19 protein-coding genes are annotated in these 24006 nt (G+C 60.8%); all 19 read left to right on the top strand.

The annotated features are described in order from the left end of the window. Positions 1-9 precede the first annotated feature (9 nt). The 19 genes from C1896_01605 to C1896_01515 all read left to right on the top strand — a co-directional run bounded on the left by C1896_01605 (position 10) and on the right by C1896_01515 (position 24000). On the top strand, positions 10-516 hold the full coding sequence (locus tag C1896_01605; protein AZZ43734.1) for a type VI secretion system contractile sheath small subunit: 507 nt from the start codon (positions 10-12) through the stop codon (positions 514-516). Positions 517-542: 26 nt separating this feature from the next. Then, positions 543-2021: a type VI secretion system contractile sheath large subunit gene (locus tag C1896_01600; protein ID AZZ43733.1), complete on the top strand. Its 1479-nt coding sequence runs from the start codon at positions 543-545 to the stop codon at positions 2019-2021. Positions 2022-2027: 6 nt separating this feature from the next. Next, positions 2028-2432, top strand: a complete 405-nt coding sequence (locus C1896_01595) for a type VI secretion system baseplate subunit TssE (GenBank protein ID AZZ43732.1) — start codon at positions 2028-2030, stop codon at positions 2430-2432. A gap of 10 nt (positions 2433-2442) precedes the next feature. Continuing rightward, positions 2443-2718: a type IV secretion protein Rhs gene (locus tag C1896_01590; GenBank protein ID AZZ43731.1), complete on the top strand. Its 276-nt coding sequence runs from the start codon at positions 2443-2445 to the stop codon at positions 2716-2718. Between the two features lie 28 nt (positions 2719-2746). Next, positions 2747-4537 carry a type VI secretion system baseplate subunit TssF gene (vasA, locus tag C1896_01585; protein AZZ43730.1) on the top strand — a complete coding sequence of 597 codons (1791 nt, stop codon included), beginning with the start codon at positions 2747-2749 and terminating at the stop codon, positions 4535-4537. After that, on the top strand, positions 4501-5508 hold the full coding sequence (locus tag C1896_01580; protein AZZ43729.1) for a type VI secretion system baseplate subunit TssG: 1008 nt from the start codon (positions 4501-4503) through the stop codon (positions 5506-5508). The genes vasA and C1896_01580 overlap by 37 nt, the downstream gene beginning before the upstream one ends. Positions 5509-5519: 11 nt before the next feature. Continuing rightward, positions 5520-8123 (top strand): type VI secretion system ATPase TssH, encoded by a 2604-nt coding sequence (gene clpV / locus C1896_01575; GenBank protein ID AZZ43728.1) that lies wholly within the window; start codon positions 5520-5522, stop codon positions 8121-8123. A 10-nt stretch (positions 8124-8133) separates the two neighbouring features. Continuing rightward, on the top strand, positions 8134-9642 hold the full coding sequence (locus tag C1896_01570) for a sigma-54-dependent Fis family transcriptional regulator (GenBank protein ID AZZ43727.1): 1509 nt from the start codon (positions 8134-8136) through the stop codon (positions 9640-9642). 16 nt (positions 9643-9658) lie between these two features. Beyond that, entirely contained in the window at positions 9659-11734 is a 2076-nt protein-coding gene (locus C1896_01565; GenBank protein ID AZZ43726.1) for a type VI secretion system tip protein VgrG, read from the top strand. Continuing rightward, complete coding sequence (locus C1896_01560; GenBank protein AZZ43725.1) at positions 11731-12579, top strand: hypothetical protein; 849 nt, start codon at positions 11731-11733, stop codon at positions 12577-12579. Before C1896_01565 ends, C1896_01560 begins: the two co-directional genes overlap by 4 nt. After that, on the top strand, positions 12579-13325 hold the full coding sequence (locus C1896_01555; protein ID AZZ43724.1) for a hypothetical protein: 747 nt from the start codon (positions 12579-12581) through the stop codon (positions 13323-13325). Before C1896_01560 ends, C1896_01555 begins: the two co-directional genes overlap by 1 nt. Before the next feature lie 612 nt (positions 13326-13937). Further along, positions 13938-15467 (top strand): lipase, encoded by a 1530-nt coding sequence (locus C1896_01550; GenBank protein AZZ47481.1) that lies wholly within the window; start codon positions 13938-13940, stop codon positions 15465-15467. Positions 15468-15661: 194 nt separating this feature from the next. Next, a complete protein-coding gene (locus C1896_01545; GenBank protein ID AZZ43723.1) occupies positions 15662-15796 on the top strand; it encodes a type VI secretion protein in 135 nt (44 codons plus the stop codon). Positions 15797-15816: 20 nt separating this feature from the next. Next, complete coding sequence (locus C1896_01540) at positions 15817-17010, top strand: type VI secretion system-associated FHA domain protein TagH (protein AZZ43722.1); 1194 nt, start codon at positions 15817-15819, stop codon at positions 17008-17010. A 5-nt stretch (positions 17011-17015) separates the two neighbouring features. Beyond that, positions 17016-17495: a type VI secretion system lipoprotein TssJ gene (locus C1896_01535; GenBank protein AZZ43721.1), complete on the top strand. Its 480-nt coding sequence runs from the start codon at positions 17016-17018 to the stop codon at positions 17493-17495. A gap of 3 nt (positions 17496-17498) precedes the next feature. Next, a complete protein-coding gene (locus C1896_01530) occupies positions 17499-18830 on the top strand; it encodes a type VI secretion system baseplate subunit TssK (protein ID AZZ43720.1) in 1332 nt (443 codons plus the stop codon). Positions 18831-18835: 5 nt separating this feature from the next. Then, complete coding sequence (locus C1896_01525) at positions 18836-19708, top strand: hypothetical protein (protein ID AZZ47480.1); 873 nt, start codon at positions 18836-18838, stop codon at positions 19706-19708. Between the two features lie 15 nt (positions 19709-19723). Next, a complete protein-coding gene (gene icmF, locus C1896_01520) occupies positions 19724-23263 on the top strand; it encodes a type VI secretion system membrane subunit TssM (protein ID AZZ43719.1) in 3540 nt (1179 codons plus the stop codon). After that, entirely contained in the window at positions 23263-24000 is a 738-nt protein-coding gene (locus C1896_01515; GenBank protein ID AZZ43718.1) for a protein phosphatase, read from the top strand. The genes icmF and C1896_01515 overlap by 1 nt, the downstream gene beginning before the upstream one ends. Positions 24001-24006: the final 6 nt, after the last annotated feature.

Below are 24006 nucleotides of genomic sequence, written 5' to 3'. Positions count from 1 at the left end.
AGAAGACCCATGGCCAAAGAAGGCTCGGTAGCCCCCAAAGAACGCATCAACGTCACCTTCAAGCCTGCCACCGGCGGCGCTCAGGAAGAACTCGAACTGCCACTGAAGTTGATGGTGCTCGGCGATTTTACCCAGCGCGCCGACCATCGCAAGATCGAGGACCGCAAGCCGATCGCCATCGACAAGAACAGCTTCGACGAGGTCCTGGCCAAGCAGGAGCTGAACCTCACTTTCTCGGTGCCGAATCGTCTGCAGGACGAGCCCACCGATGAAGAGCTGGCCGTACAGCTGAACATCAACTCGATGAAGGACTTCAACCCGGCCAACCTGGTCGAGCAGGTCCCCGAACTGAAAAAGCTGATGGAACTGCGCGACGCGCTGGTCGCCCTCAAGGGCCCGCTGGGTAACGCCCCGGCCTTCCGCAAAGCGATCGAAAGCGTACTCGCCGACGACGACTCGCGTGACCGCGTACTCGGTGAGCTGGGCCTCGCCGCGAAAGAACAGCTGGACGCCTGATAACTCCCGACAAGGAACGCCAACACATGAGCACTAGCGCAGCAGCCGTCGAAAGCGGCAAGAACCTCGCCGAACTCGGCATTCTCGACCGCATCATCGCTGAAACCAAATTGACACCCGATGACGAGGCCTACGACATCGCCAAGCGCGGCGTGTCGGCTTTCATCGAAGAACTCCTCAAGCCACAGAACGAGCACGAGCCGGTCAAGAAGGCCATGGTCGACCGCATGATTGCGGAAATCGACGCCAAGCTCAGCCGTCAGATGGACGAGATTCTCCACCACCAGCAGTTCCAGACGCTGGAATCCTCCTGGCGCGGCCTCAAGCTGCTGGTCGATCGCACCAACTTCCGCGAGAACATCAAGCTCGAAGTCCTCAACGCGTCCAAGCAAGACCTGCTCGATGACTTCGAGGACAGCCCAGAGGTGGTCCAGTCCGGCCTGTACAAGCACATCTATACCGCTGAGTACGGCCAGTTCGGCGGCCAGCCGGTCGGTGCCCTGATTGCCAATTACTTCTTCGACCCGAGCGCACCGGACATCAAGACCATGCAGTACGTGGCCTCGGTCGCCAGCATGTCCCACGCCCCCTTCATCGCCGCAGCCGGTCCGAAGTTCTTCGGTCTGGAAAGCTTCACCGGCCTGCCGGACCTGAAGGATCTGAAAGATCACTTCGAAGGCCCGCAGTTCGCCAAGTGGCAAAGCTTTCGCGAGCAGGAGGATGCCCGTTACGTCGGCCTGACCGTACCGCGCTTCCTGCTACGTAATCCCTACGACCCGGAAGACAACCCAGTCAAATCCTTCGTCTACAAGGAAAACGTGGCCAACAGCCACGAGCATTATCTTTGGGGCAACACCGCGTACACCTTCGCCAGCCGTCTGACCGACAGCTTCGCCAAGTTCCGCTGGTGCCCGAACATCATCGGCCCGCAAAGCGGTGGCGCGGTGGAAGACCTACCGCTGCACCACTTCGAGAGCATGGGCGAGATCGAAACCAAGATTCCGACCGAAGTGCTGGTCTCCGACCGTCGTGAATACGAACTGGCCGAAGAAGGCTTCATCGCTCTGACCATGCGTAAGGGCAGCGACAACGCCGCGTTCTTCTCCGCCAACTCTGCGCAAAAGCCGAAGTTCTTCGGCAACAGCGAAGAAGGCAAGAACGCCGAACTCAACTATAAGCTCGGCACTCAGCTGCCTTACCTGTTCATCGTCAACCGCCTGGCGCACTACCTCAAAGTGCTGCAGCGCGAACAGATCGGTGCCTGGAAAGAGCGTACCGACCTGGAACTGGAACTGAACAAGTGGATTCGCCAGTACGTGGCCGACCAGGAGAACCCAAGCTCCGAAGTCCGTAGCCGTCGTCCGCTGCGCGCCGCGCAAGTCGTCGTCAGCGATGTCGACGGAGAGCCGGGCTGGTACCGCGTCAGCCTGAACGTGCGCCCGCACTTCAAGTACATGGGTGCCGATTTCACGCTGTCGCTGGTTGGCAAGCTGGACAAGGAATAAGCATCCATGTCCTACGGCAGCCTTTTCGAACGCCTCGGCGGTGACGCCGACAAGCGCGCCGGCTGGAGTCGCGAAGTCGCGGCAATGGCTTCGGTGGCTGCCCATCTGGCCAAAATGCTCAGCACCCGGGCGGGCAGCGTGCAAACGTTGCCCGACTACGGGTTGCCCGATTTGAACGATATGCGCCTGTCGCTGCACGACTCGCTGCAACAGGCGCGTATCGCCATTGAACGCTTCATCGAAGCGTACGAACCCCGCTTGAGCCAGGTCCGGGTGATATCCCTGCCCCGCACGCACGATCCACTGAGCCTGTCCTTCGCCATCGAAGGTCTGCTGGAAGTCGACGGTTCGAAGCGCCAAGTAAGTTTTTCCGCGAGCCTGGACGGCAGCGGACAAGTGAAAGTCCACTAAGGAGAGCCTGATGTCCGGTAAACCCGCAGCCCGACTGGGCGACCCCACCAATTGCCCGAAGAAGGGCCACGGCACCAACCCGATCGCGGCCGGCTCTCCTGACGTTCTGTTCGACGGCATGCCTGCCGCCCGTATGGGCGACCCGACGTCCTGCGGCAGTGCGTTGGCCAATGCGGTCATCCCAACAGTGCTGATCAACGGCAAACCGGCTACTACGGTGGGCACGATGGGTGATCACGGTAATCCGGTGATCGCCGGGTCCGGCACAATTGTGATTGGCGGTTGACCATGCGTCTTACAGGGATGGCCGGCTGATGTCCTTCAACCACTACTACCAGAGCGAACTCACCGCCCTGCGCCAACTCGGCAAGCGCTTCTCCGAACGTAGCCCGGCGTTGGCACCATTCCTCGGTCAGGCCGGGCGTGATCCGGATGTCGAGCGGTTGCTGGAAGGCTTCGCCTTTCTCACCGGGCGCCTGCGCCAGAAGCTCGATGACGAGCTGCCGGAGCTGACCCATTCCTTGATGCACCTGCTGTGGCCGAACTACATGCGCCCGCTGCCGGCGTTCAGCATGTTGCAGTTCGACCCGGTCAATCGACCAGGCCCTGCGTTGATGGTGCCGCGCAATACGCCGGTCGAATCCAAGCCGATCAAGGGTGTGACCTGCCGCTTCCGTACCGCCTACGCCACCGAGGTTCTGCCGTTGGCGCTCGACGCGTTGGACTATTCGGTTAAAGGCGGTGGCGCATTGCTGAGCCTGCGTTTGCAGATGACGGCCGATGGGCATCTGGGTGAGTTGAATCTCAAGCAGCTGCGCCTTCATCTCGCTGGCGAGCGTTACATCAGCCAGATGCTTTATCTGAGCTTGCTGCGCAACGTCGCTGACGTGCAGCTGATTGCCCTGGATGCCAACGGCAAACCATTCAGTGACGGCTTCGGCGTTGCGCTACCCGCACTCCATATCGATCCGTCAAAGCTTCAGCCGGTGGGATTTGCCGAAGATCAGGCATTGATCCCCTATCCGCTCAACACCTTCCGCGGTTACCGCTACCTGCAAGAGTACTTCGCCTTCCAGGAGAAATTCCTGTTCGTCGACTTGCTTGGCCTCGATGCCATCAAGCGTCTGCCGCAGGAGGTGCTGGAACAGGCGCGTGGCTTCGAGCTGCGCTTCGACATTCCCAAGGCTGGCGTGCAGCGCATCCGCCCGACGCAGGATAACGTGCGCCTGTACTGCACCCCGGTGGTCAACCTGTTCGAACACGACGCCATCCCGATTCGCCTGGACGGCAAGCAGGACCAGTATCTGCTGATGCCATCCGAACTCGACAACACCCACTGCGGTGTCTTTTCGGTCGACCGTGTTACCGGCTGGAAGCCGGGCGGCATGGGCTACGAAGAATACGTGCCGTTCGAATCCTTCGAGCATGACCCCAGTTTCGACGTACCGGTGGCGCGCCCGCACTACAGCGTGCGTCAGCAGCCCTCGATGCTGGGCGACGGCCTGGAGACCTACCTCAGCTTTGGTCTGCGCAACCAGGACCAGCACGAGACACTGTCCATCGAGCTGACCTGCACCAACCAGAACCTGCCGCGCCAGCTGCGCCTAGGCGATATCTGCCTGCCCTGCGAGGACACGCCGGAGTTCCTGACCTTCCGCAACATCAGTGCGGTGACTCCAAGCTACGCGCCACCGCTGCACCGTGACTTCCTCTGGAAGCTGATCAGCAACATGTCGCTCAACTACCTGTCGCTGGCCAATGTCGAGGCGCTCAAAGTCATTCTTGAGACGTATGACCTGCCCCGTTACTACGACCAGCATGCCGAAAAGGTCAGCAAGCGCCTGCTCGGCGGGCTCAAGCAGATCGGCCATCAGCACGTCGACCGGCTGCACCGCGGCCTGCCGGTGCGCGGCGTGCGCACGGAACTGGTGATGGACCCCGAGGGCTATCTGGGCGAGGGAGACCTGTTCCTTTTCGCCTCGATTCTCAATGAATTCTTTGCGCTGTACGCGAGCCTCAATTCGTATCACGAGTTGCGCGTCAAGAGCACACAGGGAGAGGTGTACCAATGGACGCCACGTATGGGGCAGCAGCCCCTGCTCTAAACCGGATCAGCCGGGGCATCCGCGAGTACAGCCTGTTCCAGGGTGTGCTACTGGTGATGGACCGTCTGAAAGCTGCGCATCCGGAGCTGGACGAAGGGGCGCTCTACGAGCACCTCGAATTCCAGGCCAACCCGAGCCTGGGCTTTCCCGGCAGCGACGTCGACCGCGTGCACTTTTTCGAAGAGCATGGGCAACTGCGCGCGCAACTGCGGATCAACCTGGTCAGCCTCTTCGGGGCCGGCTCGCCACTGCCTGCCTTCTATGGTGAGCAAGCCCTCGGCGACAGCGCCGAAGGCAACCCGACACGCGAATTTCTGGACGTATTCAACAATCGTCTGCAGCGCCTGATTCTGCCGATCTGGCAGAAGTACCGTTACCGCGCACGTTTCAGCACTGGCGCACGCGACCCGCTGTCCGAACAGCTGTTCGCCCTCATCGGCCTCGGCGGCGAGCAGATCCGTGCCGCTTCGGAGTTGAACTGGAAGCGCCTACTGCCGTACCTGGGGCTGCTCAGCCTGCGCGCGCACTCGGCGGCTTTGATCGAGTCGGTACTGCGCTACTACTTCAAGCACGCGGACCTGCGCATCGAGCAGTGCCTCGAACGCCAGGTCGAGATTCTCGCTGAGCAGCAGAACCGCCTCGGTCGTGCCAACAGCCAGCTCGGTGAGAGCCTGGTGCTGGGCGAGCGAGTACGCGACCGTGGCGGCAAGTTCCGCATCCACATCCGGCAACTCAGTTGGGACTGCTTTCACGAATTTCTACCGGTCGGCACCGGCTATCAACCGCTCTGTGCACTGGTGCGCTTCACCCTGCGCGATCCACTGGACTATGACATCCGCCTGCAATTGCGTCAGGACGATATTCGCGACCTGCGGATCGGCGCCGAAAACACCTGCCGCCTCGGCTGGACCAGCTGGCTCGGTAGCGAGCGCGCCGACGGCATGGTCACCCTGGGCAGCCAGACTCATTAAGGAAGATGAAGATGATCAACGTAGACCTCCAACAACTGGTCCAGTCCTTGGATGCGCAGACCAAGCATGATCTGGAAACCGCGGCGGAGCGCTGCGTGGTACGTGGCGGCAGCAAGATACTCGTCGAAGACCTGCTGCTCGGCTTGCTGGAGCGCCCCGAAGGCTTACTGAACCGAGCCCTGCTGGACGCCGATGTCGATGCGGGAACACTCGCCCAGGCGCTGCAACCACGTGGCGAGCACAGCGAGTCGCGCAATCCTGTGTTTTCCGCAGAGCTGGTGCAGTGGCTACAGGATGCCCTGCTGGTGGGCAACCTCGAACTCGGCCAGCGCCAGATCGATCAAGCCGCGCTGATCCTGGCGCTGCTGCGTAATCCCATGCGCTATGCGGGCAGTCACTACCAGCCGTTGCTGGCCAAGCTCAACGCCGAGCGGCTACGCGAGTTCGCGTTGGCCCAACAGCCGATGCAGCAAACCGCGGGCACCCCCGCTCCTGGCGGCGAATCGAACCTCTCGCGCTTCACCCACAACTTCACCCAACAGGCCCGTGACGGCAAGCTCGACCCCGTCCTGTGTCGCGATGGCGCCATCCGCCAGATGATCGACATTCTCGCCCGCCGTCGCAAAAGTAACCCGATCGTTGTCGGCGAGGCTGGTGTCGGCAAGACCGCCATCGTCGAAGGCCTGGCGCTACGCATTGCGGCCGGCGAAGTCCCGGACGCGCTCAAGGGCGTCGAACTCATGGCCCTGGACCTGGGCCTGCTGCAGGCCGGCGCCAGTGTCAAAGGAGAATTCGAGCGCCGCCTGCAGGGCGTGATCGATGAAGTCAAAGGTTCGCCCAAACCGATCATCTTGTTTATCGACGAAGCCCACACATTGATCGGCGCCGGTGGCCAGGCGGGCAGCGGCGATGCGGCCAACCTGCTCAAACCCGCACTGGCCCGGGGCGAATTGCGCACCATCGCCGCCACCACCTGGAGCGAGTACAAGAAGTATTTCGAGAAAGACCCGGCCCTCGCACGTCGCTTCCAACCCGTGCAGTTGCACGAGCCCACCGTAGACGAAGCGGTCACCATCTTGCGTGGCCTGGCGCCGGTCTACGAAAAGAGCCATGGCATCTATCTACGTGACGACGCAGTGGTGGCCGCCGCCGAACTATCAGCCCGCTACTTGGCTGGTCGACAACTACCCGACAAGGCCGTCGACGTATTGGACACCGCCTGCGCACGTGTGCGCATCAGCCTTGCAGCTGCACCGGAAGCACTGGAGCGTCTGCGCGGGGAAATTGCAGAAGGTGAACGCCAACGCGAAGCGGTACGTCGGGACCTCGATGCCGGATTGAGCGTAGACCGCGAAGCGCTCGACGCTTTGGACGTCCGACTGAGCGAAGCACGAGCCGAACTCGAACAAGTAGAAACCCGCTGGTCCGTCCAGCGCGAACTCGCCGAACGGCTGCTGGAACTGCGAAAGGCTTGCGCGACAGCTCGTCAAGTAGCTGTAGACGAAGCCTGCGCGCAACCGCCGCAGGATATCGAAACGCTGGAAGCCGAACTGCGTGACGTACAGGGTGAGCTGGCCAGCGCCCAGACCCACGAGCGCCTAGTCAGCTTTGAGGTGTGCCCACGCCTGGTGGCCGAAGTGATCAGTCACTGGACCGGCGTGCCACTTTCGCAACTGGCACGCGAGCACAACAGCAAAGTGCTGACCTTCGCCAGCGACCTGCGCCAGCGGGTGCGTGGCCAGCAGCAAGCCGTCGAGGCACTGGACCGCTCGATGCGCGCGACCGCCGCCGGCCTCAACCGCGCCGACGCGCCGGTGGGCGTGTTCCTACTGGTCGGCCCCAGCGGGGTCGGCAAAACCGAGACTGCCCTGGCACTCGCCGACCTGCTCTACGGCGGTGAACGCTTTCTCACCACCATCAACATGTCCGAGTTCCAGGAAAAACACAGTGTTTCCCGACTGATCGGCGCGCCTCCAGGCTACGTGGGCTACGGCGAGGGCGGCATGCTCACCGAGGCCGTCCGGCAGAAACCCTACTCGGTGGTGCTACTCGACGAAGTCGAGAAGGCCGATCCGGATGTGATGAACGTGTTCTATCAGATCTTCGACAAGGGTGTGGCCAACGACGGCGAAGGGCGCGAAATCAACTTCCGCAACACCTTGATCCTGATGACCAGCAACTTGGCCAGTGACCGCATCGCCGCCCTCTGCGCCAACGGCCAGCGCCCCGCAGCAGAGGATCTGGAGCAGGCCATTCGCCCGCAGCTGACGCAGCACTTCAAGCCGGCACTGCTCGGCCGGATGCGCGTGGTGCCTTATTACCCGATCGAGGGTGACGTGCTGGAGGAGCTGGTGGGGCTCAAGCTCACCCGTTTTGGCGAGCGCCTCGCGCGACGTCAGCTGCAGTTCAGCCATTGCCCGGCGTTGCTGGCGCATTTGGCCGAGCGCTGCACACATAGCGAAAGCGGCGCGCGGCTGATCGATCACCTGATCGACCAGCACCTGCAGCCACTGGTAGTCGACCGGCTACTCGACGCCATGGCTGGCGGCGAAACGTTGCAACGGGTACACGCCACGCTTGACGGCGACGGAGCAGTTGTCTGTGAGTTCGCTTAAGGTCCCGTCCATGTTCGTCGATCCGCCCTCAACGTGCGACCCGCGATCGCTGCTCGAGCGCTTCGCCGAGTTGGCATGGAACACCGACACGAACGCTTGGCTCAACGGGCTCACCGAACTGGTCGCACAACTGGCGCACTGCTCGCTCGCTCAGCTCTACCTGCTCGACGCAACCCACACGCGCCTGACGCTTTCGGCCGAATGGTTGGAGGGAGCGCGGGGGCACGAGGCGACCAGCGTGCCCAGCGACTATCGCGACGAACAATTGCTGCAGTATTGCCTCAGCCAAAACCAGCAACTGAGCATCGCGCCACTCGATGCCAGCCTGCACCAGACCAGCTTCCTGCCAGAAACATCGCGCCCATGGCGCAGCCTGCTGTGCCTACCGCTGCAGGACGCTGAGGGCCATACCGCCGGGTTACTGGTGGCTGCCAGCAACACCCATCAAGATCTCGCGGCGGACTCGGCCACGCTGTCCAACCTTGGCCGGTTCGCCCTTGGCCAGGCGCAACTGCTCAATCGTTTGCGTGATACTCGGCAACCAGATCTCGCACCCGCTGCATCGACGCGTCCCTGCGCCAGCGGCTATGGCCTGATCGGCGACAGCCCACGGATGCGCGCAGTCTACGGACTGATCAGCAAGGTCTTGCACAACCCGGTAAGCGTTATGCTGACCGGCGAAACCGGCACCGGAAAGGAACTCGTTGCCCGCGCCATTCATGATTGCGGCTCGCGACGCAGCCAGGCCTTCGTCGTCCAGAACTGCGCGGCTTTACCGGAGCATTTGCTGGAAAGTGAGCTGTTCGGCTATCGCAAGGGGGCCTTTACCGGTGCTGATCGTGACCACGAAGGGCTATTCGATGCGGCCAATGGCGGCACGCTGTTTCTAGACGAGATCGGTGACATGCCTCTGACCTTGCAGGCCAAGCTCCTACGGGTCCTGCAGGAAGGCGAAGTGCGGCCGCTGGGCAGCACTCGCACCCACAAGGTCGATGTCCGGATCGTCGCTGCAACTCACCAAGACCTGCACAAGCGCGTCGAGGAAGGTCGTTTTCGCGAGGATCTTTACTACCGGCTCTCCATTTTCCCGATAGAACTGCCGCCCCTGCGCGAACGTGACCAGGACATCCTGCGGCTGGCGCGGCATTTTGCCGACAACGCCTGTGGATTCCTGCAACGCGACACCGTGCGCTGGTCCGACGCCGCACTGGAACAGCTCGCCGGTTATGGCTTCCCAGGCAACGTGCGGGAGCTGAAGGGTTTGGTCGAACGTGCCGTGCTGCTCTGCGAGTCCGGCGAGTTGCTGCCAGTGCATTTCAACCTGCGCAAGCTGGATGATGAACTCGACAGTACGATGAACCTGCGCGAGCGACTCGATCGGGTCGAGCGGAACCTGTTGGTCGACTGCCTGCGTAACAACGGCGGCAACCAGAGCCAGGCCGCCCGCGAGCTGGGCTTGCCCCGGCGCACCCTGCTCTATCGCATGGAACGGCTGAACATCAGCCCCGCAGAAATCTAACGACGGACCAGAAACCATGTTCAACCCGGCCAACGACACCCACTTCAGTCTCGCCATCGATGGCATCGAGCACGACCTGCAGGTTCTAGAATTCAGGGGCCGCGAGGCGCTCTCTCAGCCCTTCGCCTTCGAGCTCGAACTGGTTAGCGAACGCCCTGATCTGGATCTGGAAAGTCTGCTGCATCAGCCAGCTTTTTTAACGCTATCACCGACTGGCAACGGCATCCACAGTTTGATCTACCAGGTCGCCCAAGGTGACTCCGGCAAGCGCCTGACCCGCTACCACATCACGCTACGTCCGCAGCTGGCCTATCTGGCACACCGCACCAACCAGCGTATCTTCCAGCACCTCACGGTTGAGAAGATCATCAGCCAGGTGCTCGAAGAGCATGGCATCCAGGCCAACGCTTTTCGCTTCGGCCTCGGCTCGGTCTACCCCGAGCGCGATTACTGTGTGCAGTACGACGAAAGCGATCTGCACTTCATTCAGCGCCTGTGCGAGGAAGAGGGCATTCACTACCACTTCCAGCACAGCGCGGCGGGCCATGTGCTGGTCTTCGGAGATGACCAGACGGGGTTTCCCAAGCTCGCACCGGTGACGTACCAGCAGGATTCCGGTTTGGTCGCCGACGAGCCGGTGGTCAAGCGCTTCGGCCTGCGCGTCGAGACCCGCACCAGCCGCGTCACTCGCCGCAACTATGATTTCGAGAAACCGCGCCTGACCATGGAAGGTGCCTTCCACAGCGAGTTCCAACCGGACCTAGAAGATTACGACTACCCCGGCCGTTTCACCGAGCGAGCCCGTGGCAAGCACCTGTCCCAACGCGCGCTTGAACGCCACCGCAGCGACTACGAACTAGCCGAAGGTGAGAGCGACCAACCGCAGCTGGCCACCGGCCATTTTCTCGCGTTGACCGACCACCCGCTCAATGACTGGAACCAGCTCTGGCTGCTCAACGAAATCCTCCATGAAGGCAAGCAGCCGCAGGTGCTGGAAGAGTCAGTGACAAGCGATAGCCAGGCCCCTGACGGCTTCATCCAAGGCTACCGCAACCACTTCACCGCGACGCCCTGGCATACCCCCTACCGCCCGGCCCTGAAGCATCCCAAGCCAAAGGTTCTCGGTAGCCAGACTGCCGTGGTCACAGGCCCTGCTGGTGAAGAAATCCACTGCGACGAGTACGGTCGCGTGAAAGTCCAGTTCCACTGGGACCGCGAAGGCCAGGCCGACGACAAGACCAGCTGCTGGCTGCGTGTCAGCACAAGCTGGGCCGGCGACCGCTACGGCGGCATCGCCATCCCCCGCGTTGGGATGGAAGTGCTGGTGACCTTCCTCGAAGGCGACCCAGACCAGCCTCTAGTCACCGGCTGCCTGTACCACAATGAACATGTCGCCCCCTACGACCTGCCAGCCAACAAGACCCGCAGCGTCTTCAAGACCCTGAGTTCACCCGGTGGCGGCGGCTACAACGAACTGCGCATCGAAGACCGCAAGGGTGCCGAGCAAATTTATATTCACGCCCAGCGCGACTGGGACGAAAACATCGAACACGACCAGAAGATCCACGTCGGTCATGAACGCCACGACACCGTCGAGGCCAACAACTACAGCGAATTCAAGGCCGAAGAACACCGCACAACCCATGCCGATCGAAAGACCGAAATCCGCGCCAACGATCACCTCACTGTCGGCAATACCCAGCACATTAAGATCGGCACCGGGCAATTCGTCGAAGCGGGCAACGAGATTCACTACTACGCCGGCAGCAAAGTCATCATCGATGCGGGGATGGAGCTCACCGCCGCTGGCGGCGGTAGCTTCCTCAAACTCGACCCCAGTGGCGTGACCTTGAGCGGCGCGACTATCAAGATGAATTCCGGTGGAGCACCGGGCAAGGGTTCAGGGCTGAGCATTCTGGCACCGGTGATGCCTTGGGCAGCGGATCAGGACAAGGCCGGTACAAAGCCGAAACTGGCGTTGGCTAATACCCAGCTGCAGATAGCCCGCAAGGCCAGGCAGATCGGCGCAAGTCGCTGCCCGATCTGCGAAGCGTGCAGGGACGGATTGTGCCAAGTGGAAGCATCTCGATGATAGATACAGTCCATGATTGGTTCGATGAGCAACAGGCTGAGCAGCGGCAGCTGCTGCTCATTCTCGACAGCTTGGCAAAGCCCAATCCGGTCCAAGGGCTGTTTACATCTGACCTGATGCAGCAATACGTCAATCTTTATCAGGACTCCGCGGTCACGGAGATGGCGGAAGTCGGGCCCTGGCTGGTGCTGTTAAGCGATTCGAATCCAGAGCAGATACGGTCGCTACTCGACTCGCCCGCGCAAAACTGGGGTTGGCTTGCAAGCGCGGAGCAGCTCGACCTGACCCTCTTAAGCCAGCACTGGCGCGAGCGGATGTTGATCGAGGAACAGGGGCAGCGCTCGCTTTACCGCTTTCAGGACAACCGCGTCATTGCTCACCATCTTCGCGAGATAGAGGAAATCCAACGGCCACTTTTGCTCGGTCCTCTAAGCAGCGCGCTGTGCTGGGATGGTCAATGCTGGCAGTGCTTCGATAATCCGCGGCCCGGCCAGTGCCCCGCACCGTTCGAGACACCATGGCTGGCGATAGCCGAACCGGAAACGGTGCAGCACCATATCAGCCGACACAATCTTGAGCTCTGGCTGTGGCAGAACCATTCAAAGGCCACCGCGGATCTCGCCGAAACTCGTCTGCTAACGGACTGGCTGGATGAGCAACTCGATAAAGCCCGACGCTGGAATTGGCTTGCTGAACAACAGCTGCATTTCTTGCTGCTCCACCAACTTGACCCTGCGCTTGCTGAGCACCCGGCTTGGGCGCCCGCCGAGCATGAAACAACAGAAGCCCATTTCGACCGGGTCAGCACGGTGCTTTCGAGTCCCAATGCATGGAAACCTTTCTGATGAATCCGACCAAGAAATCCTGTACCGGCGCCTTACTGTGGTGGCCGGCGCTGCTAGCCCTTTCCCTTAATGCTTGCAGCACGGTGGGCCCGCTAGGGGCTGAGTCCTTCACGCTAGAAGGTGAGCTGCCCGCCGACTTCGCCCTCAAAGCACAGGCTCACTACGGCGCGGCGGGAAACTGCGACGGCCGGAGCCAGACGAAGACATTCAAAGCAGATTTTGACAGTCACCCTCATGAATACCGATTCCGTATTCCAGTGAACTACCGCGACGGTACGTGCGACCTGCGGCTGGCCCGGGTCGGGCTGTTCATTAATGCCCGTTACGGCGACAGGGACTGGCAACAAACTTATGACAACGGTGGGTTGACCATAGTCGACCAACTACCCGAGGGTGCTCCAGAATTTCAAGCAAACGGGACTCTATCCAAAACAGCGGAATGCTTGTGGTTATTTCAAATCAGCAAGGCGAAGTCTCGGGAAGGCGAGATAAGCAAGCTACTCAGCTGTAAAGGTGCAGGAGCCCATCTAATCGGCACAACGCTACCGGGCAAGAGAGTGCGACTTTTGTTTCAGGTTAGAGCGGAGGAAGAACCATACCGCGACAACACATGGGTTAGATTCCCTGAAGGCTGGAAGCCGTGTTTACCGAAGGAGGGTTGGCAGCAGTGTCAGGATCCCCCTGTGTTTAAAACGTTCAGAAATGAAACTCAGGAATGCACCGTCTATCCAAATTGCACGGAGTAACCAAGGATGGAAAGCGCTGTAGAAATACTCAAATGTCCACTACGCAGCAGCTGGGTTAGCTTTCGGCTCGTAGATGAGCATGGAAAAGGCTCACCCTATGCTGAGTTGCCGTACAAATTAATTGACTGCCAAGGGCAAGCGTTCGAGGGTGTGCTGAACAACGATGGGTTTGCGAAAATCTACCATGTGCACCCCGGCGTCACAGTGCTCAAGCTATCGCAACTGGCCACAACATACCCAGATCCTTGCTATGAAGAACTCGGTCTTAGAAAGTCATTCAAGATCTCGCTGACTGCCCTGCAGATAGCCGCGGAGCAATCGCCCGCCGGACCTCGCCGTTCGGACGGCACAACTTACCTAGCGGAAGAGCGCGCAGAAAGAGAGCAAGCAAGGTTTCTCAGAGCTGAAGTCAGCGACTTCGCCAAAATAAAAAGCCACCTTCCAGAACCAGACGAGTCCTGGACGAGACGACTTTCAAAATTGAAGCAGAACGCAGGTTCAGCATCAGACCAGTGTGGCGTTGCCCTTGGCTGCGGCCAACATCATGTCATCGAAATCAAAGCGCTCCGCGCATACAGCCCACTACTGTCTCGGGCTCATGACTTCTGCGCACTGAACGCCTATCACCTCGCGCTGATGAGCACGTTCGTTTACGCCCCGTTTAGTACAGACAAGAAACCTTACATATCTTCACCCCCTCCCTACGACTCGATCGGGAGCATTGGTCATGTGCTTCAAAACCAGCTGGGCCGTCGAGTAAAACCAACACAGTTCGACGGTGCTGGCCCATACCATATGATCTGTGAAGAGGTGCCTTATTCGAAGCGTCTAGAAATCATGCCCTACGATCCACTGCGCTACGAAAAAGAGTCGCAAGAGGGTTGGAGAAATCCAGAGGACGTGCATTTTCTTTACGACACGGAGTCGGGCACTAACACCCAAGCTTTCATCACTCATAACGACAAAGTGGTGCTGATTTCGGTACGCGGTACTCAGGAAATACTGGCAGACGCCAGCCGCGACGCTGATGCGCGCCAAGTGCGTTTTAAAGAAGGCCAAGGTCAGGCGCATCGCGGTTTCTATGGAGCCTTCCAAGCAGCGAAACCCTTCGTTGAGCGCTATCTCAATGCTTTTTACACTGGCAAGCAAACATTGATTGTCTGCGGCCACAGTCTCGGCGGGGCGATCGCCCTCCTTTTGGCAGACTGGCTGCGCCGGGAATGGTCCGACAATACCCAGCTCTACACCTACGGCGCACCCCGCGCCGGCGACGCTGCTTTCGTTAAAGCCGCCCAGCCGCTTACCCACCACCGTATCGTCAACCATAACGATCCAGTTCCCGCCGTGCCTTTGCCCTGGATGGACGCGGAGTGGAAACTGGCTCTCCCCGGTACAGCTCTGCTTTTCAGCTCGCCAGTAAGCGGCATCGCATTGTTGCTTGCAGGGCTCGTCAATCTTCAGGGCGACTCCTACGAGCACCACGGCGAGCAGTGGCATTTCATGCCTCGGAAACCCGGGGGCGGAAGCGAGGCAGCAGTTCTATGGCAACCGGGCTGCGCGCTGATCGACGAGCAAACCTGCGCACGCTACGTTGGTGAAATCGGCTTGGATGGTGATATGCCGAATCGGCTTGCAGTTGCGGGTACTCACCATGCCAGCGATAGCGGCTATGCACGAGCAGCGCTCACTAATCTTCTGCGCTGGAACGCCAGCGTCGAAGAGCGCAACGGAAAGCTTTTCAGCGAGGCCGAAATACGTGACATCTACGCCCAGCTGCTTAGCACCGCGCAGCTACTGGAAATCTGGCAAGCGCGCTCATTCAACGAGTTCCGCTGGGAAATCAGGCGCAGGGGTGAGATGCGTTTCTACGGCAAAAGCGATCTGGAACTACGTGCCATCTATGCCGATGCAATCGAACAAGGGGAACGCGTTCGAGCTGAACAGAGTCCGGCACTCACTCGAACTCAGCAACGTTTGCTAGCACAGGCGGAGCGCTTGGTGACGCCACGCAGCGTGTTCGGCGAACACGCAGAACGGGTCGATCTTGCGGAGTTGGTCGCGCAATGGCGCGCCATCAACGATAACCAAGTCGCAGAGCGGCTTGCTGCTGTGACCAAAGAAAGCGCCCTAGCCTTCGCCTAGCAGTTTCGTCAGGTCTGACGAGGGCGAAAGCATTTATAGCCGCAGCTCTCGTTTCAGTCCCAACCCCACCCTTTTTCGTGACCCTGTTCACCCACCCCGATAGCCAGCTGAACTTCAATGCACAGCCTGAGTCTCGCTTCGCCGTTATCGGTCAGCGGGGCCGTCTGCCCACACGCTTTCAAGGAGGAAATCGCGTGCTAGCCCGCTATTGCGCCCTCGTTTTATTCATCGCATCCCTCGCCCTTGCCGGCTGCTCCGGTAACTACAAATTCAACGATGACGAATATCGCCCTCTGGGCGATCCGCAAGCATCGACACGCAGCAGCTGACTCGCCAAGGAGAAGAAGCCATGGAACTGGTTTTCGATATGGTCAGTGCGCAGCAGTTCGCGCCGGGGCTGATCAGCAGTAAGACCTTCAAGCAGGCCGGCGGCATCATCGGCCGCGCCGAGGATTGTGACTGGGTAATCCCGGACCGTAAGCGGGTATTGTCCAGTCGACACGCCGAAGTAAGCTACCGCGACGGGGCGTTCTTCCTCACCGACACCAGCAGCAACGGCATCCAGCTCAAAGACACCGGCGCCAGCCTGGAAAAAGGTCGGGCCCAGCGCATCCAGCATGGCAGCGTCTACTGCCTGGGTGACTTCGAAATTCGCGCGCGACTGATTCAGGACCCCGCTTCTTTCGAAGGCGACATTGGGCGCCCGCAGCCGGCCGGTAGCATCATCCCCGACGATGCCTTTCTTGACCTCGACCCGCTGACTGCGCTCGATCAGCAGGAGCGCGTTTACGCCGAGGTCGACGACCTGACTGCGGTGCTCGCGCCCCCACGTGCCCAAGCTCAGCAGCGCGACTATGCGCAGATCGACGAGGAGAACCTGCGGGTTCCCGAATTAGTGATGCCCAAGGAGGCCACACCACCCCAGATCGCACCGGAGCCCGAACGTCTAGCACCAGATTTCTGGACGCGCTTCGGTGAAGCGCTCGGCGTCGATCTGGGCAGCCTGGACGAAGAAGCTCGTCAAGCATTGGCCCTCAAGGCCGCATGTCTGCTCAAGCAGAGCGTCGGCGGCCTTCAACAGGCGCTGCGCACCCGGGGCGAGCTGAAAAACGAGATGCGCCTGTCAGTGACCACTGTGCAGAGCGCCGGCAACAACCCGCTCAAGCACAGCATCGACAGCGGGGAAGCCCTGAACCTTCTGCTGCGCGGCGGCAAATCGGGGCAGCTACCCGCGGAACAGGCAATGGGGCGCGCTTACCGTGATCTTCAGGCACACCAAGTGGCCATGCTGGCCGCCAGTCGCGCTGCCATCAAAGGCATGCTGGAGCAATTGTCCCCAGATCAGCTGGCACTGCGCTTCGAGCGTGACAACAAGCCTCTTATTTCCACATCCGGTAACCGCTGGCGTGCCTATAAGCGACTGCATTCGGCCATGCAGCGTGACGACGATTGGGGCGAACGTTTGTTTGCCCGAGACTTCGCCCAGGCTTACGAGGAGCAGGCCCGCCTGATCGCCACGCTCAACACCGACCTTCAAGGATGATGTCCATGTCACGCTTTTTACCCGCCGCGGTGCTGGCAGCGCTTGCCGTTCTGAGCGGCTGCTCTGCCCTCTCGCCCAACTCTGACTTGACCAAGCTGGACCTGTCACTGCAGGGCAGCGACAGGCTCAACCCCGACCTTAACGGCCGCCCTTCGCCCGTCGTGATCCGTCTGTTGGAGCTCAAGCATCCGGTGGCCTTCGAGAACGCCGACTTCTTCTCGCTCTACCAGCGCCCCAAGGAAGCCCTGTCTCCGGACATGGTGATTCAGGAAGAGCTTGAACTGCGCCCTGGCGAGCAGCGCGACCTCAAGCTGTTTGTTCAAGACGGTAGCCGCTATGTCGGCGTGATGGCCGCTTATCGCGACCTGCCCGAATCGAGCTGGCGTTTCGTTATCCCGCTGCAACACAAGGCGCAGAACCGCATTGAGCTGATGCTCGACGAGCACGGCATCAAGGCCATCGATCCGCTCGCGAAGGGAGACTGATCGATGAGCATGAACAAAGTCATCTGGCAGGAAGGCATGCTGTTGCGTCCACAGCATTTCCAGCAAAGCGATCGCTACTACGACGCGCAACTCAAGCTGCGGACACAGAAGTTAGGCCATTACGCCTGGGGCTTCTTTGGGCTGGAGATCGACCGTCAGTTCCTCAACATGGGCAAGCTGGTGCTTAGCCAGGCGAGTGGTCTACTTCCTGATGGCAGCCTGTTCGAGATTGGCGCCGAGCGTGAACCACTGGCCCTGGACGTGCCACCCAACACTGGCAATACGCCTGTGTACCTGGCGTTACCGCTGGTGACCGGCAATCACATCGAGAGCCGCCGTCCAGAACAGAAGGACGTGCTGGCTCGCTACACCGCGTTCGACGAAGAGGTCACTGACTCCAACGCTGGCGACAGCAGCAGCAGCCAGGTCAGCACTGGGCGACCGGACTTTCGGCTGTTGCTGGGTGAGCAGCAAAGCGACCAGGCTTACGTGAAACTCAAGCTTTGCGACATCCTCGACACCACACCGGATGGGGTCATCAGCCTCGATCCCGAGTACATACCGACCTTTATCGACTTCCAGGCATCCAGCTATCTACTGTCGTGCCTGAAGGAAGTGATCAGCATGCTGGGGCATCGCGGCGACATTCTGGCCGAGCGCATTCGCGCGACCGGCAAAGTAGGCGGCGCAGAAGTTGGCGACTTCATGATGCTGCAGCTGATCAACCGCTACGAACCCGTGCTACGCCATTACATGGGCATCGACCGGATCCATCCCGAACACATCTACCGTGAGCTGCTGGGGTTGCTGGGGGAACTCGCGACGTTCTCCAGCGAGACCAAACGACCTCGCCTGGAGGGTCGCTACCTGCACAACGACCAAGGGCTGTCGTTCCGCAAGCTGATGGATGCGATTCGCCAGGTGCTGTCGATGGTGCTTGAGCAGCACGCCATCGAGCTGCTACTGCAGCAGCGCCAGTACGGCATCCAGGTCTCGCCACTGCACGATCACAAGCTGCTCGGCAGCGCCTCGTTCGTACTCGCAGCCAGCGCCCAATGTGACTCCGAAGAGTTGCGAACGCGCTTGCCAGCTCACCTCAAGGTCGGTCCGGTGGAGCGTATTCGCCAGTTGGTCAATCTTCACCTGCCGGGGATCAAGGTCAAACCGCTGCCGGTGGCGCCGCGGCAGATCCCGTTCCATTCCGGCAAGACCTATTTCGCACTGGAACTCAACTCCGAGGAACTGGCGCAGCTGGAGCGTTCCGGCGGCTTCGCCTTCCACGTGTCCGGAGAATTCACCGGCCTTGAGCTGAAATTTTGGGCGATCAGGAACTGACCGACATGATCAGAGAAATGGACTACGCACAGGACGACAAGACCGTCATCCTCAATCGCCACGGCGATGCTCCGGCGCAAAGCCCGCTGACCGACTTCAGCGCGCCACCCAAATTCGAGCAGCTCGAAGAGCGGATGATCTACGCAGCGCGGCTGCGTCCGGCCGAAACCTTCAACATCAGCCTCAACCCATTGGTCGCGGCGGCCTCGTCACTGCTCTCGGAAGTGGTGCGGCTCAAGCACAGCTACGAAGGCGAAGACCTGCTCGCGCTGAACCAGCGCCTGTCCGGCGAACTCAAGCTGTTCGAACACCGGGCCCTGCACGATGGTGCGGAAAGCAGCCAGGTGATGGCCGCCCGTTACGTGTTATGCACGGCAATCGACGAGGCTGTGGTGACCACACCTTGGGGCAACGAAAGTGAATGGTCGCAGGTGAGCCTGCTGTCCTCCTTCCACAACGAGACTTTTGGCGGCGAGAAGTTCTTCCAGCTGCTCGAGCGCCTCTCGCGCAACCCGGTCAAGCACTTGCCGATGCTGGAGCTGATGTATCTCTGCCTGTCGCTGGGCTTCGAGGGCAAGTACCGGGTCATGCCGCGCGGCATGCTTGAACTCGAAGCGGTGCGAGACAGCCTCTACCGGCAGATTCGTCAACTGCGCGGCGACGTACCGCGCGAGGTCTCGCCGCACTGGCAGGGTCTGAAGGATACCCGCCGGCGCCTGGTGCGCATCGTGCCGTGGTGGATGGTCGCGCTGTGCACCCTGATCTGCCTGGGGATGCTTTACGCCGGTTTCGCCTGGGTGCTGGGCGAGCAGCGCGAAACGGTCCTGCAACCATACCAATCCATCGATCCAACCATTCAGATCGAGCCCAAGCCGTAACAAGGACGTAACGCCATGAAGGTTTTTTTCGGCAAGCTTGCCGCGTTTTTCCGCAAGACCTGGGTATGGAGCCTATGCGTCTTGCTGGCCCTGGCCCTGTTGGTGTGGTTCGTCGGACCGCTGCTGGCGGTGGATGACTACAAATTCTGGGAACCCTCGACCAGCCGCCTGCTGACCATTGCCGGCCTGTGCTTGGTCTGGGGTCTATTCATCGTATTCGCTAGCTGGCGTAGCACCCGCCGCAAAAAGGCCGAAGCCAGCGACGAAGAAATGCAGGAGCGACTTCGGCGCGAGGGTTTGGTCAGTGAGGAACAAGGCATCCTGAGCCAGCGCTACCGCGATGCCGTGCGCACGCTCAAGAGTTCGAGCCTGTACCGCGGGCGCAGCGAGAGGTGGCGCAACGACCTGCCCTGGTACCTGTTGCTCGGCCCTCAGGGCAGTGGCAAAACCTCGCTGCTGGACTTTTCCGGCCTCGACTTCCCGCTCAACCGCGGTGAAAACCAGCGCCTGACCAAGGATGTCTCAGGCACCCGTTACGCTGACTGGTATTTCGCCGACCACGCCGTGCTGATCGATACCGCCGGCCGCTACCTGACTCAGCCGGACTCGGGCGTCGACGGCAAAGCCTGGGATACATTGCTTGGCCTGCTGCGCCGCCGCCGTGCGCGGCCACTCAATGGCGTACTGATCAACATCCCGGTCGAGCAGCTGCTGCACTCGAGCGAACTGGAGCTCGAGACCCTGGCGCGTCAAAGCCGTCAGCGCCTGCACGAAATTCACCAGCGCCTCGGCGCCGACGTACCGGTTTATCTGGTGCTGAGTAAAGCGGACAAGGTGCTTGGCTTCGACGAGTTCTTCGATCAGCTCTCGCGCGAGGAAAGCGATCAGGTGTTGGGGGCCAGTTTCCGCAAGGACCAGGACGGCACCGACGTCAATGCAGTCCGGGGCGAGTTCGAGGAACTGCTGCGCCGGCTTAACAGCCAGGTCATCCTGCGCATGCACCAGGAACGCGACACCCAGCGCCGGGGTCGCATCCTCGATTTTCCACATCAGCTTGGCCAGATTGGCGAACGTCTGTGCTTGTTCGTCGAGCTGGCCTTCTCCGGCAACCGCTACCAGCGTGCCAGCCAACTGCGCGGGTTCTACCTAACCAGCGCACCGCAGCTGCAAGGTGAACTCGACCCGCTCACCAGCGGCATCGGACGCAACCTCGGTTTGTCTAGCAGTACATTGCCGACGTTCCGTAGCGGTCGGGCGCGCTTCATTAATCATCTGCTAAGCCGCGTGATTTTCCCCGAGGCGGACCTGGCCGGCCTGGATCAGAAGGAAGTACGCCGCATCGACTGGGGTCAGCGCGTCCTGTATGCCGCGAGCTTCGCCTGCCTGGCACTGTTTGGTGCGCTCTGGGCAAACGGTTTCTCCGACAATCACGAACGACTCGAGCAGCTGCGCAACCTCGCTGACCAGCTGGGTCGCGAGCTCCAGGGAATCGCTCCCCAAGACGATGCATTGCGTACGCTCAAGGCGCTGGATACCAGCTATGCGGCCGCCCAGGTATTCCCAGATAAGGCTAAGGTGTCCTACCTGCAGCGCGGCGGGCTCTACCAGGGCGCGCGGGTCGATCCCACTGTATATCAGGCCTACCGCCGCGAGTTACAAACCCTGCTATTGCCTCGTGTTGCGCGTCAGCTCGAAGCCCAAATCCGCGCCAATCTCACTGATCGAGAGCGCCTGCTTGGCAGCCTGCGCGCCTACCTGATGCTCAACTTGGAAGAACGCCGCGACGACGGCTTCCTCAAGGACTGGGTCGCCGCCGACTGGTCGCTGCGCTACGCCGGAAACGCCGTCGCGCAGAACGGTCTCAACACCCATTTCGAGCGGCTACTCAATGACGGATTCGCTCCTTATGCGCTTAACGACCAGCTCGTTACCGAGGCACGTCAGGTGCTGCGTAGCGAGTCGCTAGCCAACGTCGTCTATCGCATGTTGCGCGACCAGGCTCGCAGCTTGCCTGACTACCGGTTCAGTCAGCGTCTCGGCCCGCAGGGCGCATTGTTCAGCGGCAGCGACTACACAATTCCTGGCTTTTATACCCAGCATGGTTATCAGAAGTTTTATCTCGCCCAAGGCAGCGAGTTGGTACGCGAGATCCTCCGCGACAACTGGGTGCTCGGCGAAGGCGACAGCTTAAGTCTGAAAGATCTTGGACGGCTGATGGTCGAGATGGAGCAGCTCTATTTCCGTGACTACGCCAACCATTGGAGCGAAGCGGTAGCTCAGTTGGCGCTGGAGCCTATCGCAGGTGCTGGCCAGGGCGCGGCACTTCTCAGTGGCTTGAGCGCAGCCAATTCGCCGCTGCTGCAATTGCTCGTCGAGGTGCGCGATAACACCCGATTCGCCGGCGTAGCCGATGCCGCCGGCGATGCCACGGAGGCGGCCGATGCCCTCAAGGAAGCCAACGGCAAGCTCGGCAAGGCGGCCAAGCTGGCTTCGGCCGCTGCAGAGCAAACACAGGCAGCGTTAGCAAAGAAACTGCCTGATACGGCACGCAAAACACTCGAGCGCCGCTTCGAACCGCTGCATCGTCTGCTCGATGAAAACGCAGGCGCCAGCGCCGAGCTGGTCCCAGCACTGCAGGCCCTCGACGCTCTTCAATTGCAACTGGCTAGCCTGACCCACGCCAGCGCGCCTGATCAGGCCGCGTTCGAACTCGCCAAGGCGCGCATGGGCGGGCAACGTGATGCAATCAACCAGTTGCGGGCGAGCGCAGCGCGCTTGCCACAACCGATCGGTAACTGGCTCGGCCTCCTCGCCGAAGACAGCTGGACGCTCGTTCTAAACGATGCCTATCACTACCTCAACCAGCGCTACCAGAGCGAACTCTACGCGGTCTACAAAGGTTCGCTGCGCCAGCGCTATCCGTTCAGCGCCCACAGCGAGAGTGATGTGGCCATCGCTGACTTCAGGGAGTTCTTCAAGGCGCAAGGCGTTGCTGACGGGTTCTTTGATCGCTACCTCAAGGCGTTCGTCAGCGGAAGCGCTGGCCATTATCAGCTTCGTCGAGTCGACGGCCGTGGCTTGCCCCTGTCACGCGAATTCCTGTCGCAAATGAGTAACGCGCAAACCATCCGCCGCAGTTTCTTCGCCGAAAACCCGAACGAGCCGCAGATCCGTTTCAAACTCGAGCCTTACTCGTTGGATTCGAGCCTGGGTCGCGCCGACTTCCGCTTCGGCAATCAACAGATGGAATACCGCCACGGCCCGATCATGCAAACCGCCTTCAGCTGGCCAGCCGATGCAGATGACGGCCGTACCAGCCTGGTAGTCGAAGAGTTGGGCGGGCGCCGCGTCGGCATCGAGAAGAACTCCGGCCCCTGGTCGCTGTTCCGTCTGCTGGACCTGATGCAGGTCGACTACCACAGCGGTCGCGACGTGCTCATGCTCAAGGCCAATCTGGGAGGCCGCAACGCTAATTACCTGTTGCATAGCCAGCGCTCGCCGAACCCGTTCGACATCGCCCGGCTGCGTGACTTCAAGCTTCCGGCAACACTCTGATGTCAGCCACCGCAAGCCTGGCTTACAGCTGGCGAAGCGCCGCACGGACCAATACGGGTAAAGTTCGCGCGCGCAATGAAGACGCTTTTCTCGACCTACCCGAGAAGGGCCTTTGGGTGGTGGCCGATGGGATGGGCGGCCACCACAACGGCGCGCTGGCCAGCCGTCTGATCGTCGAGCAGCTCGCCGTGCTGCCTGAGGGCAACATGTCCGAGCGCCTGGTCAGCTTGCGCCGCTGCCTGCATGACCTTAACCGCAGGCTGGGACAGGAACTGACAGTCACGGCTGATCGCCCCGACCCCATAATCGGCAGCACCGTGGTTGCGCTGCTGATGGAGGCCGATCGCTCCGCCTGCGTCTGGGCTGGCGACAGCCGCTGCTATCTCTGGCGCCGCGGGCGGCTCTATCAGCTCTCGCGCGACCATTCGCTGCTGCAACAGCTGATCGATGAGCAGAGCCTGAGCCCGCAGGAAGCCGCGCGCCACCCTGCAGCGCATGCCCTTACTCGGGCCATCGGCGCCAGCGAACAACTGACGCTGGATATCCTCGAGTTCGACGTATATCCAGGCGATACCTTGCTGCTTTGCAGCGACGGGCTCTACCAAAGCCTGTCGCCGGATAGCCTGGGAGCAGCGCTCAACGCGCCGTCAACGGGCCTGGCCGTGCAGCGGCTGTTTGACGAGGCCATGGACGGCCCGTGTCGAGACAACCTGAGCGCTGTGGTGATCCGCCTATGAACGAGC

The sequence above is a fragment of the Pseudomonadaceae bacterium SI-3 genome (assembly GCA_004010935.1).
In the GTDB taxonomy this organism is placed as follows: domain Bacteria; phylum Pseudomonadota; class Gammaproteobacteria; order Pseudomonadales; family Pseudomonadaceae; genus Stutzerimonas.
This window is presented reverse-complemented; position numbering and strand designations above follow the sequence as displayed.